The sequence below is a fragment of the Psychrobacter sp. GW64-MNA-CIBAN-0177 genome (genome assembly GCF_040309585.1).
Taxonomy (GTDB): Bacteria; Pseudomonadota; Gammaproteobacteria; order Pseudomonadales; family Moraxellaceae; genus Psychrobacter; species Psychrobacter okhotskensis.
The window spans coordinates 52,203-66,350 of the sequence record NZ_JBEOOY010000013.1; the positions used below are offsets into that span (position 1 = coordinate 52,203).

General features: G+C 44.1%; 11 protein-coding genes. 6 read left to right on the top strand and 5 right to left on the bottom strand.

Features of this window, described 5'->3' with window-relative positions:
* Complete coding sequence (locus AAEY79_RS09475) at positions 1–627, top strand: GNAT family N-acetyltransferase (protein ID WP_101211096.1); 627 nt, start codon at positions 1–3, stop codon at positions 625–627.
* Between the two features lie 148 nt (positions 628–775).
* Positions 776–2,278 carry a bifunctional 2-methylcitrate dehydratase/aconitate hydratase gene (locus AAEY79_RS09480; protein WP_201566803.1) on the top strand — a complete coding sequence of 501 codons (1,503 nt, stop codon included), beginning with the start codon at positions 776–778 and terminating at the stop codon, positions 2,276–2,278.
* Between the two features lie 140 nt (positions 2,279–2,418).
* Here AAEY79_RS09480 and AAEY79_RS09485 read toward each other — a convergent pair whose 3' ends face one another.
* A complete protein-coding gene (locus AAEY79_RS09485) occupies positions 2,419–3,180 on the bottom strand; it encodes an SDR family oxidoreductase (RefSeq protein ID WP_201566801.1) in 762 nt (253 codons plus the stop codon).
* Between the two features lie 269 nt (positions 3,181–3,449).
* On the opposite strand from AAEY79_RS09485, the gene AAEY79_RS09490 reads away from it, so the two are divergent.
* Positions 3,450–4,814, top strand: a complete 1,365-nt coding sequence (locus tag AAEY79_RS09490; protein WP_350587984.1) for a DUF2868 domain-containing protein — start codon at positions 3,450–3,452, stop codon at positions 4,812–4,814.
* Positions 4,815–4,880: 66 nt separating this feature from the next.
* Positions 4,881–6,554, top strand: a complete 1,674-nt coding sequence (locus AAEY79_RS09495; protein WP_350587983.1) for a DUF3482 domain-containing protein — start codon at positions 4,881–4,883, stop codon at positions 6,552–6,554.
* Positions 6,555–6,605: 51 nt separating this feature from the next.
* On the opposite strand, the gene AAEY79_RS09500 is transcribed toward AAEY79_RS09495, so the two are convergent.
* From AAEY79_RS09500 to AAEY79_RS09510, 3 genes are all read right to left on the bottom strand, one after another.
* A complete protein-coding gene (locus AAEY79_RS09500) occupies positions 6,606–7,646 on the bottom strand; it encodes an ArsA family ATPase (protein ID WP_350587982.1) in 1,041 nt (346 codons plus the stop codon).
* 82 nt (positions 7,647–7,728) lie between these two features.
* Positions 7,729–8,010: a cory-CC-star protein gene (locus AAEY79_RS09505; protein WP_051395134.1), complete on the bottom strand. Its 282-nt coding sequence runs from the start codon at positions 8,008–8,010 to the stop codon at positions 7,729–7,731.
* A gap of 254 nt (positions 8,011–8,264) precedes the next feature.
* The gene (locus AAEY79_RS09510) at positions 8,265–9,950 is read right to left on the bottom strand and encodes a carbon starvation protein A (RefSeq protein WP_025652694.1); all 1,686 of its coding nucleotides are present in this window, start codon (positions 9,948–9,950) and stop codon (positions 8,265–8,267) included.
* Positions 9,951–10,302: 352 nt separating this feature from the next.
* On the opposite strand from AAEY79_RS09510, the gene AAEY79_RS09515 reads away from it, so the two are divergent.
* Positions 10,303–10,971 (top strand): hypothetical protein, encoded by a 669-nt coding sequence (locus AAEY79_RS09515; protein WP_101211089.1) that lies wholly within the window; start codon positions 10,303–10,305, stop codon positions 10,969–10,971.
* Positions 10,972–11,073: 102 nt separating this feature from the next.
* Positions 11,074–11,637, top strand: coding sequence for a hypoxanthine-guanine phosphoribosyltransferase (locus tag AAEY79_RS09520; RefSeq protein ID WP_201616603.1), 564 nt, complete (start codon positions 11,074–11,076; stop codon positions 11,635–11,637).
* A 224-nt stretch (positions 11,638–11,861) separates the two neighbouring features.
* Here the strand turns inward: AAEY79_RS09520 and recD are convergent, their stop codons facing one another.
* Positions 11,862–14,075 carry an exodeoxyribonuclease V subunit alpha gene (gene recD / locus AAEY79_RS09525; RefSeq protein WP_350587980.1) on the bottom strand — a complete coding sequence of 738 codons (2,214 nt, stop codon included), beginning with the start codon at positions 14,073–14,075 and terminating at the stop codon, positions 11,862–11,864.
* Between the last annotated feature and the right edge of the window lie 73 nt (positions 14,076–14,148).

The following is a 14,148-nucleotide window of genomic DNA, read 5'->3' on the forward strand; positions in this document are numbered from 1 at the left end:
ATGACTTGTGAATTCTCTATAAAAACCTTTGATGAGCTGACCTCAGTTGATCTTTATCATATTTTAAAAGCACGCGCGCAGGTGTTCGTCGTCGAGCAAAACTGTGCCTATCAAGACATGGACGAAGTGGATTTTGATTGTTTGCACTTAGTCGCCCATCAAAATGAGGCGCTGATTGGCTATTGCAGAATTATCCCGCCTGAGTTTAATACCTTGCAAGCCAATCTTTCTGTCGCCCATCCGGCGGGCAAAACCGCCAGCTCTATGCCCGCTATCGGTAGAGTGCTGGTACTGGCGGAACATCGTGACAATGGCGTCGCGCGTCAAATCATGACGCAAGCGATTAAATATTGTCATAAAAAATACGCAAAGAAGACCATCGTCATCTCCGCACAGGCGTATTTGCTCAGCTTCTACGAGTCGTTAGGCTTCATTCCTGAAGGCGAGCATTATCTTGAAGATGGCATTGAACATATCAAAATGACCTTGCCTCTGCTTAAAAAAGGCAAAGTAAAAAGACAGCACACTGAAGGATCAGGCTCAGGAATTGTCACTAAGTTTTTGAGTTTATTGCTATTGATATTAGGTCTAATGTTTATCGCCGGCTTAATTTATCTAATGACATAGCACAACTTATCGTCAACCTTTGCTAAATTCTTAACATAATTCAATCTGGCAGTTCCATATTGACTGTGCTACTTTTGAGTCATGACCATGGCCGTGGTAAACGCTCAATGGTCAACAAAGTAGCTAACTTAAGGAAGAGGTGACGATTATGTCTAATGTCGAAAGCAATGTCCGTCCAGAATATGACGATGAAATTCAAAAAATTGCCGACTATGTTTTAAATTACTCTATCGATAAAGACTCCAAAAACAGTGATGACGCTTGGAGTACTGCTCGTTATTGTTTGATGGATACACTGGGCTGCGGTTTACTGGCGCTACGTTTCCCTGAATGCACCAAGCACTTGGGCCCCGATTGCCCCGATCAAATTACCCCAAATGGTGCGCGTGTGCCCGGCACGAATTATCGCCTCGACCCTATTAAAGCCGCCTTTGACATAGGCTGCATCGTACGCTGGCTAGACTATAACGATACGTGGCTGGCTGCTGAATGGGGACATCCGTCAGACAATCTCGGTGGCATTTTGGCAGTCGCAGATTATCTCAGTCAGCAAAACGTCAGCCAAGGTCGCGCACCGCTCACCATGAGAGACGTGCTCGAATCGATGATTATGGCGCACGAAATTCAAGGCGTATTGGCGTTAGATAATTCTTTTAATCGCGTTGGGCTTGACCATGTATTCTTAGTAAAATTGGCCTCAACTGCGGTCGTCGCCAAGCTCTATAACCTACCGCGCGAGCGTATCATGGCGGCTATCTCACAAGCCCTCGTCGATGGCCAAGCACTACGCACCTATCGTCATGCTCCCAATGCCGGAAGCCGTAAATCTTGGGCTGCAGGTGATGCGACCAGCCGTGCCGTACGCTTGGTAGATATTACCAGACGCGGTGAGATGGGTATCCCTGGTGCATTAACCGCACCGCAATGGGGTTTTTATGATGTGTTGTTCAGCCACACCAATAAAGACTTAGCCACTAAACCCGAAAGCGAGCGCCACTTTACCTTCCAGCGTGACTTTGGCAGTTATGTGATGGAAAACATCTTATTTAAAATAAGCTTCCCCGCTGAGTTTCATGCGCAGACGGCATGCGAGGCGGCCGTTATTTTGTACCCACGTATCGAAGATAGAATTGATGAAATCGAAAAAATCGTTTTGACGACGCATGATTCAGCGATTCGGATCATCTCAAAACAAGGCGAGCTTGCCAATCCTGCTGACAGGGATCATTGCTTGCAATACATGGTGGCTGTGCCGTTGCTCACAGGAGATCTGATGGCAGAAAACTATGAAGACGATTATCATGAGCAGCATCATATATTGATCGATGAGTTGCGCAGCAAGATGGTGGTAGAGGAAGATCCGCGGTATTCAAAAGACTATCATGACCCAAGCAAACGTTCGATTGCCAATGCCATTCAAGTGTTCTTTAAAGATGGCACCAGTACCGATAAGGTCGCTGTAGAATATCCTATCGGTCACAAACGCCGCCGTGAAGAAGGTTTGCCTGTATTAGAAGCCAAGTTTCGAGCCAGTCTGGCGACGCGTTTTATTGACAGTCGCTGCGAGGCTATTTTTGCGTTATGCAGCGACCAAAAACGCTTGGAGCAAACACCCGTGCATGAGTTTATGGACTTGTTTATGGCGAACTAAGCATTTGCTCACCTAGAGATTTACGCTTAATTTATCCTTGTCTTATCAACAAAATAGGGCGTGCCGTTAATATTATGATAACGACACGCCCTATTTTGTTCTATTGAATTGAATCAATTTTAATATTCAATCGTTTGGCGCTACCAAGGTATAGATTCCCCTGCCCAATCAACAAAGCTGCCAGATTGCGCAGCCGTCATGCGGCTTAGCACTTCTAATAAGCATTCTGCACTATAAGCTGGCGAGAATAATTGCCCATCAGCCACATTGCCTTGAAAAGGCGCTGACAGTTGCGTGTTGACGGTTCCGGGCTGCATGACGACCACGCACACATCTTTGAGCGACCTTCCCCATTCGATACTTAAGTTTTTCATGCCCATATTGAGCGCCGCCTTGCTCATCCTATAGCTATACCAACCGCCCAACTGATTGTCGCTGATACTACCGACTCGTGCAGAAATGGTGGCAAAAACAGCAGGACTGTCATTACTACGTTCAGATTTGGCTAATAAGGATTTAAAATGCTTAGCAATAAGCAGACCGGCTAAGGCATTGACCTGCATATTTATTAAGAAAAAATCCGTCTCAATCTGACGTAGTGATTTTTCGGGTTGCTGCGTCGCAGTATGTAGGAGTCCTGCACAGTTGATGAGCCAATCAATGTGGTCGGTTTGTTGACTAATGACATCAGCAGCTTGTTTGATACTCTGTTCGTCGCAGATGTTCATGGGCAGCCAATAGAGATTGTCTGCTTCAAAATCAGGAACGCTTTTATGATAAGTCGCAAAGACACGTAGACTGTCTTGGCTATCACTATTAGCCGTGCTTTCTACCAATTGCTCCACCATGGCTCTGCCAATGCCACCTGTACCGCCGATGATTAGATAAGTTTTGGTACTCATAACGATTCCTTTTTTTGTATTTCTAAAATGAGGACATGCCTAGTGTATGGCTTATCTTTATGGTTATGACTATCCTGTCTATCATTCATTCATGCATTCTGGCTGATTTTTATCACCTTTACCATGACAAAAATGCTGAATAATGGCTTATTTAGTTATCATTGGTTTGTGACGCTGCAAAATAACAGCAGTAATCGCTATTATATATACGCTACAATAATCAAAAATTGTCTTCTAAATGAACGCTTTTATACGGATATTATCACTTTATGCTCTCACCACAAGATCAATTGACTGAGCTGGTACGCACGCTTGAGACGCAGCAGCATGTCTTTGCCACTGACCCGCTACTCATCACGGAAAAGCTGCAAAATGAGGATGGAAAACCCGTCCAAAAACTGCATCGCCGTGCCTCACGTATCGATAGTAACGGCGCGCTGGCACGAGTATTGGGCAAGATTGATGGACGCATAAAAGGCATCATGGTGATCATGAGTGTGGTGTGGTGCATCTCGGGGTTTTTAGGATTATTTACCTTACTACAAGCCAATGTCGTCAATTTCTTTTATGTCTTGGTCTGTTTACTTGGGTTTCATACCCTTATGCTAGCTGGCTGGCTAGTCATGACCTTGCTTAACCAAGGTCGTCAGTCGCCCAGCTGGTTTGCGAGTTTTGTTAGCCCCAGTTATCTTATCCGTGGTAAGGACGATGTCACCAAGGCGGCAGTCGACTTGTACGAGCGCCAATTACAGCACAGTGGTATGCGCTGGTATTTGGGTCGTTTTAGCCATCAGCTATGGCTTGCTACCTTAACCGGTATGCTCTTTGCGATTATATTCTTATTAATTGTACGCCAATATAGCTTTAGTTGGGAGTCGACGCTGCTATCCGATCAGGCACTGATTACCCTCACCCAAGTGCTTGGCTGGCTGCCCAGTATGGTCGGATTTGGCGTACCTGACAATGCCGCTATCGTACAGAGCCGACTGGTGACAGATGCCATGCCATTGTCTGTGGCGCGGCAATGGGCAAGCTTGTTAATTGGTAGTTTGCTGATGTACGGTATCGTACCACGAGCGATAGCGTGGGCGTTTTGTGCCTTCATGTTCCGTCGTAAAAAAATGCGTTTGGATATCAAGCTGCCTTATTATCAAAAAATTCTAAATTTTTGGCAGCGTCATGTGGTTGATGCCGACGATTTTACTGAGGTAGCGGCGCCTATCGCTCCAAAGGCAACTGTAAGCGCTGGAAAAAAGCTGGTTGCGCTACTTGAATATCCGTCAGAGCAAGATAACTGGTGGCAAAAAGGTCTTGATGCCAATACTAATGAGAGTAGTGAGATAGAGAATTTTGGCATCGTTGATGACCGTGATGATATGGATCGATTAACAGTGTATTTAAAGACCCATCCAGTACAAGTCTTGCTCGGTATTCATAGCAAAGCACTGCCTGACCGTGGCACGCTACGCAAGCTTGATAAAATTTCGGCTCATGCTAAAGACGGACTGATTGTGCAGCTACTTAATGATGACGCTGACACTACTGACGACTTGCAACACAATGTGCGATATCAACAATGGCAAACGGCTCTATCAGCACGAAAGATTGGCTTGGTAAGTACTTATACTGCTTAATAAAAAATGATAATAACTTTTTCAAATTTTCACCAGACTCTAATAAATATAATACGGGATCAGATGATGGATAATAATAAAACGAAGAATGAGCCTGTTGGTCTCTTCGCCGACAAGGCCTTAAAAGATGAGCCTATCAACGTAGAAAATTCAAAGACAGCACTTACCCAGCCTATTAACATTAATAAATCCAGTGCTAACAATATAACCGGCGTCGCCACTTCCATCGATACCAATTCTAATACTATGGATGAGGCTGAAGATTCGACAACTCGCGAGAGTAAGAAAACTACGATAGCCAGCGGTGAGCCATTAAAACTGGCGGTGGTCGGTCATACCAATACGGGTAAGACCTCTATTTTGCGTACCTTATTACGTGACGTGTATTTTGGTGAAGTCAAAAACGAAGCCGCGACGACACGCCATGTCGAACGCGCCCAACTGACCGATAGTCAGACCGGCGAAGTACTGGTGGCGTTATATGATACGCCCGGTTTAGAGGACGCATCGGGATTGATGGATTGGTTGGAGGACAATACCGCCAGTCGTCGCGATGGTATTGAACGTCTACAGCAATTTTTGGCAGCTGATATCGCTCAAGGTGGTGATGCGTTAAGTAGCAATGAGGACTATAGCCAAGAAGCCAAAGTTATCCGCCAATTGCTGGCAAGTGATATGGCAGTTTATGTTGTCGATGCGCGTGAGCCAGTATTGGGTAAATACAAAGATGAGTTGGCCATTTTATCGTGGGCAGCGATACCTGTTATGCCGGTGTTTAATTTTACTGATAGCCAAAATGCCAATATTGATGAATGGCAGACCATGCTGGCAAGACGCAATCTGCATATCTCTACCCGTTTTGATTCGGTCGCTTTTGAGTTCGAAGATGAAATGCATTTATGGCAAAATCTTGCGACCATGCTTACCCATTCAGAAATGCTAGAACAGCTCATGCAGAGACGCACAGAAGACTGGGCACAGCTATACGATGAGGCCAATATTATCATCGCGGATTTTTTATTGAATGTTGCCGCTTTTGTGCGTGAGATTAGTGATGATGATGACCCGATGCCAGTATTGCAGCAGATGCAAGAAGCCGTTCGGCAAAGTGAGCGCGCGATGCAGCATAATTTGCTTAATTTATATAAATTTTATGATAATGCGGTGGCAGCAACGCCGCTTGAGTTACAAGCCTATCAGCAAGATCCGTTTGACCCTGAATTGCTAAAAAGCTATGGGATTCGTACGACATCGGGCGCGGCAGCTGGCGCGTTATTAGGATTGGGCATTGATGCGGCCGCATTGGGCACGACGTTGGGTTTGGGTGCGGCAATAGGCGGTATCGCAGGTGGGTTATTATCGAATACCAGTAGCATTGCTGACCGGATTACTGGGGTAAAACGCTTATACATTGACCCTGCTACCTTAACCTTGCTCGCCACTCGTGCGATAGACTTACTCACTGCCCTACGCCATCGCGGTCACGCTGCGACTGATGCCACGCAACTATTATACAAAGGTGAGAATGACGGCAGCGACCCATCAGCTGAAAATAACAGTGAAGTAGACAACGCTGTGACGCCATGGTCAACCAACAAACTACCAAGCGAGCTTAAAAAAGCACGAGGCAAACCACAATGGTCATCGCTCAGTAGTGGTAAAGCAGAGCTTGCCCAAAGTTTGCGACTCGATATGGCATGGTCACTTTCTGGGAAGTTGCAATCACATAGGCGTGAGTAGTTAGACAACTCTGCTTGAATAAAACATGTATTTGGTTTTTCAAAGTTGCATTTACGACAATGGCTGCAACAATGCACTTAATGCCTCAGTACCACGTACGTCGGTTTGCTGCAGATAAATGGGATAAAGCGGATAACTAGTAAAGCTCTTGTCGATATCATACATCAGCTGCTGCTGGCGCTCAGCACGATGGCGCCAAAACTCATCAGACTGGGCCGGTGCTATGAGCTGATTGATGACTATCGCTGCTGGCGTGAGTTTGCTGTCTTCTAACTGTTCGATAGCACGTTTGGTCTCAGCCAATGGTAATACATCGGCGGTCATGACCAATACAATAGCAGTCTGCTGACGGTCATGCAGCAGTGCTCCCGCCTGACGAAACAGCTCTTTACGTTTCTCCAGCACGGATACTGCTTGCTCCCAGCGGTCAGACTTCTTTTCTGCAAATGGATTTGCTATATTATTTGGCTGAGTTTTATCTTTTTTCTGGCTGCTGTCTTTTTGATTGTGACGGTCCAAATGTGTCGCTACCGAGCGCAGTTTCGCCTGTCGCCGTTGCTGTGACAGTAATCCATCTGTCCACGCGCCCATCATCTCTGGTAGTACCAGCAATCGCAAAGTATGTCCAGTTGGAGCGGTATCAAAAATAATATGCTCATAATTGGCATCTGCTGCCGCGACCAAATGCTGACACATCGATTCGAGCATAGCGGCTTCTTGGGCACCAGGGGCAGATTTTGATAGCCTGAGATGCTCACGAATTTTGGGCATCATGTCTGGATTGGCGTAGGCGGTAATCGTGCGCTCAACTTGAGCAAAATGCGCATCGACGATGACATCAGGATTTAGCTCAATGGCGTCCAGATACGGCGTGATGGCAGTTTTTTCATTATTGAGCCGTACCTTTAACACATCACCCAAGCTATGCGCTGGATCGGTTGAGACAATCAATGTTTTTTGTTGTTGGCCAGCATAATAGCTGGCAAGTGCAGCGGCCGTCGTGGTTTTGCCCACACCGCCCTTGCCACCGACGAATATAATCGGTTGCGTCGCCAGTTGTTCTACTAATCCGTGTAGAGGGTGTAAAGCCATACTCATGTCTCAATTATTAATTGTTAATTGTTAATCAATAGAATCTTTAATCTAAATAGATATAACTAAAAAACGGCTATGACTAGCAGCAACCAACGTGGTCAAAGGGACATCTATCCATACCCATGCGGGTATGCCACTCATGGAAGTTTTCTAAAAATAATGGTTGTAGCTCTAACGTATAAAAGCTGGCAGGATTATCAATGCCTAAGCTCTCAGCGAACATCAGCAGCATAAAGAAATCTTCTTCATCACGTGCAGCACGTGCCATCGTCTGGCGATAAGGCGCATGATAAAACTCATTCAGCCCTGCCACGAACCGCTGCCACCATGGCTGAGTGTTTTCTATATTATCTGTCGTCATTATCGTCCCATTTACTAGATTTTTGTTTTTCAGCGTTTTCTTAAATGATTGCTCGTATTGTGAGTCTTTCTTATTATAATCAGTGAAAAGTAATATCAATACCTTACGCACTGCTGATATCAGCCATAACGTCGCCATTTTAGGATATTTTAACTATATCTATCATGCCTATTTCATACAAAAAACGCCAGCAGTTGCTGCTAGCGTTTTTTTGTATATCTATTCCAATAGTGATTAGACGTTATATCTAGATATTACTTTTCAATATTGCTTTTACCTTTATGCAAGGTCCACTCTTTACGCAATACCGATAGACTCTCAAACGTCACTAAAATCGTTGCGACTAGAATGATGATGTCCATAATGATAAGCAGCCAATTACCATCAACGTAAAAGGTTTTGAGCTGAATCAATAAGGCAAAAACCGTCATCACTAACAAGAATGACAATGGCGCCAAGGTGTACCAAACTGGCTTACCTTTACGTAATAAAATGACAGTAACGATCATGAGGGTTAAAGCCGCCATAAGTTGGTTTGTTGTCCCAAACAATGGCCAAATAATCATACCGCCAGCACCGTCGATACCACCCGCGCCAAATGCCAACAGTAGACAGCTTCCGACAGCGAGCAACGTAGCTACTACGCTCTTATTAAGAACGGGGATGTTATAAAATTCACCAAATTCTTGGAAAATATAACGTTGTAAGCGCACCCCAGTATCCATAGTCGTCCCTGCGAACAAGGCTGCCATGACAGTCAGCATGGTCTGAGATAGCACCATGTCAATGCCCACACCGGCATTTAAGATGGTCGCGCCACCATCAATAAAGGCACCGATAGAACCGTCGCCAAATTTTTGATAAACCGCTTCCCAATCTCCTAGAGTCGCAAAACCTGCTGTGGCTGCGAGAATGGCTCCTAGGGCAAGCATGCCCTCACCAAATGCACCGAAGTAACCAACGAAGCGCACATCCTCTTCTTTATCAATCTGTTTTGAGGTAGTTCCCGTAGCTACCAATCCATGGAAGCCTGAGATGGCGCCACAGGCAATCGTGACAAACAATAATGGCATCAAGGAAGGTGTGCCAACTGGTAGCGCCGTGTTTATGGCTGGCGCGACAATGTTGGGGGTCGCAATAAAAATCGCGGCGTACAATAAAATCAAACCGACAAATAACTGCAAACCATTAATATAATCACGTGGTTGTAGCAGCATCCATACCGGCAATAAAGAAGCGATGGCTGCATAAGCAAATAAAATAATAATCCATAGCGCATTATCAGGCAGACCTAAAAAAGTCTCAGGTAATACAATGGGGAACATAGGACCAAGATAGATCAGCCCGTATAAAGCACTGACCCCAATGATGGAGACCCAAACCAAATTCATCTTGTAGCGATAAATACACTGCCCGATGATAAAGGCCACTATCAACGCGCCCCAAACCGGTAATACGGCAGAGGGCGTTTTGATCATCATATTAGCAATAGCGACGCCAAATACAGCATTCACCATCAATAATAATAAAAAGATAACGACCATCATCAAGCTACGTACACGTGTACCCATGACGGTACCGGCAATAGAGCCAATCGATTGACCTCTATTGCGCATACTGGCCCAAATGGCCGACATATCATGTACGCCTGCCATAAAAATAGTACCCAAAACCACCCAAATAATGGCCGGTACCCAGCCCCAAATAACCGCAATCGCAGGACCAATGATTGGAGCAGCCCCTGCCACCGATGTAAAATGATGTCCCCATAATACATACTTGTTGGTGGGAATATAATCTACCCCATCCTTCATCGTATGCGCTGGCGTGGGACGACTGTTGTCCAATGCCAAAATCTTGGTGGCGATAAACTTCGAATAAAATACATAACCGCAGAGCATTGCGGCGACACCAACTAACAGTACAATAGCACTATTCATCTTATCTCTCCCTAGACAAGTAGTAGATAGCCTTATGAGTTCAAGCTTTTTAAAGCAAAGTATAAAAAATATGCTAGATTAGTGGGCGGTGAGTGACTCAGATCACCCGTTATTAGGGAAATAACAGCACTCCCGTCAGATCATTACTAGGGTGTGTCCTCATTTTTATTACCATTTTTAGAATGAGGACACACCCTAGCTAAAAAAAACCTTGCATTGTAAAGTTAGAACACGCCACTAGTCAACATATAGTGTGATGAATCTTTGCTTAGCATGAGGTTTAAATAGTAACTGATTTGACAAGGGATGTAACGTTGGTAAGACGTTAAAAACAACAAATAAAGGAGTTATAATGACACACTATTTTGGATTCGTACCTTCACCTAAACTCAAAGCGCTGATCGAAGAGGCAGAACAAGTTATCGCTACTGATGCACAGGTAGATTATTACCCTTATCGCGATGCCCTAAGCCATCAAACCGCCCGAGACTTGATTGATAACTTATTGGTTGGCTTGGTAGATATTATTCCAAACCCTGAGCGTCAAGCATCCATGCGTAAAATCGTTGGAACCATTGAGCGTGCAGCAGACACCCTACTCAATATTTTATTGGGTAAAGAAAACAATGAAGAGGTATTGCCCAGTTTTCATTTTTTAAGAGATCGGGCCACCTTTATTGACAATGAAGGCGTGAAGCGTATTGGCTTTAAATTATCGGATGCCGATGCAAAAACCATTACTGAGGGTTTTGCCGCCATTACACCTGAACACGTTGATAGACCGACCTTTAAAACTGCGCTTGAAACGGTCAACGAAGAGACGTTGACTCATTTTGTCAGCCGCTACGCAGAAACGCTAAAGCTTGGCATGATTAAACGTAAGTCCGTGCCAGTTGCTAAAGCCGCCATCGACAAAGGCATGAGTATGGCATTGAACAAGCTATTGCCAGACCTACCTGATACCTCATTAAACCGTTTGGCTGACTATTATCGCCCATTCATCGTAAAAAAGCCTGAATAACGGCTACATTAGAAACTATTATGTTTTTATTAAGGCGGTAGTGTTGGGCAAATTTGCTAAAATTTGCTAAAATAGGCGGCACTTTTATCGAAGGCGCAACTCATGACCCAAATTAGTAATCAAGAAATCGAAAAAACCCTGCGCAACTCAGAGTGCCTTATCAGCAGTATCGAAGTAGCCGCTGCTTATGAGCGTCTTGCCGCCCAACTCAACCTACACTATGCTGGTCTAAACCCAATCGTGATGGTGGTTATGAACGGTGGTCTTATCCCAGCCGGTCAACTACTCACTCACCTGACTTTTTATCATCGTATGCACTATATCCACGCTTCGCGCTATCGTGATAATGAAGGGACCAACGAGCTTGATTGGAAGTTTAAGCCTGATGTCAGCATTGGGGGCGAGCACGTCTTGTTGATCGATGATATTTTTGACGAAGGTATTACTCTAAAAGCAGTGGTTGAAGAATTGAGTAAAGAAAAGCCTCTCTCTATCGAGTCTTGCGTACTACTTAATAAACAACATGATCGCAAAGTAGAAGGTTTTGACGTTGATTTTGTTGGTATTGATGTCGCGGACCGTTATGTCTACGGTTGTGGTATGGATTTTCATGGTTACCTGCGTCATCTACCGGGTATCTACGCCATTAAAGAAGACAAAGTCTAAATCTTCGTATTTGAATTTTAAAAAAGCATCCGATTTGGATGCTTTTTTAATGCCTAACTATACTGTTTGTTAAATATAGTCAGTGAAAAGTAATATCGAACCATCACGCACTGCTGATATCAATTTTTCTTGCTTGCTGTGCCTGCGCAGACAGAGGCGACAAAAAATTGATATCAGCAATACCATAGCGTTTTTAGTATATTTTGATTATCTATACGAGGCAACTAAAACTGTAATGCCAAACCCGTGTGGCGCTCAGTGGGTGTTTGAACGGCTTTCTCAAAAGCGTGTTTGGTACTATAAATGGTTACCTTTTCTTTAGCACGGGTCACTGCCGTATAGATAAGTTCTTTACTCAGCAATCTTGCATGACTATTGTCAAAAGTAATAGCCACATGATCAAACTCAGAGCCTTGTGATTTATGAATGGTCATCGCATAAGCTGTGGCAATCACTTCTTCATTTAACAAATTGACCGCAATCCCCTGCGTTTTATTTTCAAAGAAAACCTCTAATCGACTTCTTTCATCGCTTGTCTGCAAGCAAAAACCAATATCACCATTAAACAATCCAAGCTCATAGTTATTTTGCAGCACCATAACAGGACGACCATGGAACCATGTGTTTTGACCCAGTGGTAACTTGAGCTCAGCAAGATGCCATTGAGTGAGAATATTATTAATGTAGTGATCGCCCCACTCACCATTATGACCAGCAGTTAATATTCTAAATTGGTTGAATATTTTCATTAATGAAGCAATGGTGTTTTTAACGGTTTCTGGCATGGATTTTTCGATCGGACTTTCTAACAGAGTTCTTACTTTGTTCTGGTATGTTTGGTAATTCAAATTCAGTTCTGAGATAATTTTATTATTGCTTAGGCTATTTTTTGTCTTGCTGTTTTGAAGCACTTCTGTTTGTAGGGTGTTTACGTTATTAACATACTGAAAACTTAGCGCGTTATCTTGATTTAATAACTGCCAAATAACTTGGGTATCTGTCTCTGTTTTATTAATTTGATAAGCAAGCTTGCCAATCCCCGAGTCTGCCGTAAATCGACGGCTCTCTGTCAGCTCTGCATGAATGGATTGCAATAGTGGAATACGGCATAAATCCGCCAATACAGCGCCTGCATCGACCGCTGCTAACTGGTTCGCATCGCCTAATAATATCAACCTTGCACCAGGCTTTACCGCACTGACAAGATAATTCGCTAGCTCCACCCCAAGCATTGATGCCTCATCAACGATTATAATATCTTCGCCAAGCGGGTTATGGGCATCGTAACGCGGTCTACCCGTCCGACCAATACCTAACAAGCGATGTATCGTTTTTGCTTCTTGCAACTGTAGCTCAACACCAGCTGTGTCTAACGCCGCCTGCAGCGACTCTTGCATGCGCTGTGCTGCCTTACCCGTTGGCGCGGCTAACGCTAGACTGGCGCTATCAGTGCTGAATCTAATACTTTTATGTTCACCATCCCTACTCTCTGCGGCCTGTTGCAGCGCGATGACTAACTGAGCAACGGTATAGGTTTTACCTGTGCCGGGACCACCTGTAATAATACTAAAGGCGTTGTTATTAGCGACATTAATCGCCTTCACTTGGTGCTCATGAAGGTTTTCAGGTATTGCTATTTGTAAAGGGCTGACTTGCTGATTCAGAATGTTATTGATATTTTTTGCTAAGTTGAACTCGGCTTGCCAAGCTCGATGCAACCAAAAAGTGATGGAGGTATTTTGCTCATCAGCCTCTTGGTTATTAATAAGCCGATAAATAATAGGTTGATTACTTTTGCTTAGGCTATTTTTATTAGTGTTACACTGAGTATTGGTGTCAACATCGGCGAATAACGTATGCTTATGAAGTGACTGAACGAAAGATTCAAAGTCGCTATTTTTCAACAACTGATATAGCGTAGTCACCATATCAAAGCGTTTATCTAACACCTCTTTTTCATGATTACTGAGTGTTAGCTGTGCCCATAGTTGAGATTGCTTGTTAAACAGAGTTTCTAACAAGACAAATAGCGACGTCTCAGGTGTAGCATCATCTTCTGATTGGCTGTCTACTTGAGTATCGATTAGCGCAAGGATTGGCATTGCTAACACCTCTAACAATTGCTGCTGCCACACATGTAGCGTCACTAACTCGCCATTGATATGACCTTGTCGCGGTGTTTCATTCGCAGCCGATTCAATGGTTAAAACGGTATGCCCTTCTTCCAAATGAGTCGCCAACATAACGAATAAGGCGCTAAATAACCCACTGTCTTCAGTTTTGTCTATTTTGGCGCTACCATCATCAGTATCAGAATTATCATCGATTGTGTTATAGGCTACCTGCGTCTGCTGACGGCGTAGCAAAATATAATTACTGAGGTTACTAGCCCAGCTCTCTTGTAAGCTTATATCCGCCCTGCTCTTATTATTATTCATAGATTATTGCTCATCGTATGCTTGTCTCTTTTTAGATTTGGTTAAAAGGTATAACAATGTTCATGCAGTCAAT

Excerpts from the sequence above, each read along its gene's own strand:
- AAEY79_RS09515 (WP_101211089.1), top strand. The coding sequence starts at position 10,303 with ATGACACACTATTTTGGATTCGTACCTTCACCTAAACTCAAAGCGCTG.
- AAEY79_RS09480 (WP_201566803.1), top strand. The coding sequence starts at position 776 with ATGTCTAATGTCGAAAGCAATGTCCGTCCAGAATATGACGATGAAATT.
- AAEY79_RS09490 (WP_350587984.1), top strand. The coding sequence starts at position 3,450 with ATGCTCTCACCACAAGATCAATTGACTGAGCTGGTACGCACGCTTGAG.
- AAEY79_RS09505 (WP_051395134.1), bottom strand. The coding sequence starts at position 8,010 with ATGACGACAGATAATATAGAAAACACTCAGCCATGGTGGCAGCGGTTC.
- AAEY79_RS09495 (WP_350587983.1), top strand. The coding sequence starts at position 4,881 with ATGGATAATAATAAAACGAAGAATGAGCCTGTTGGTCTCTTCGCCGAC.
- AAEY79_RS09485 (WP_201566801.1), bottom strand. The coding sequence starts at position 3,180 with ATGAGTACCAAAACTTATCTAATCATCGGCGGTACAGGTGGCATTGGC.
- AAEY79_RS09510 (WP_025652694.1), bottom strand. The coding sequence starts at position 9,950 with ATGAATAGTGCTATTGTACTGTTAGTTGGTGTCGCCGCAATGCTCTGC.
- AAEY79_RS09520 (WP_201616603.1), top strand. The coding sequence starts at position 11,074 with ATGACCCAAATTAGTAATCAAGAAATCGAAAAAACCCTGCGCAACTCA.
- AAEY79_RS09500 (WP_350587982.1), bottom strand. The coding sequence starts at position 7,646 with ATGGCTTTACACCCTCTACACGGATTAGTAGAACAACTGGCGACGCAA.
- recD (WP_350587980.1), bottom strand. The coding sequence starts at position 14,075 with ATGAATAATAATAAGAGCAGGGCGGATATAAGCTTACAAGAGAGCTGG.
- AAEY79_RS09475 (WP_101211096.1), top strand. The coding sequence starts at position 1 with ATGACTTGTGAATTCTCTATAAAAACCTTTGATGAGCTGACCTCAGTT.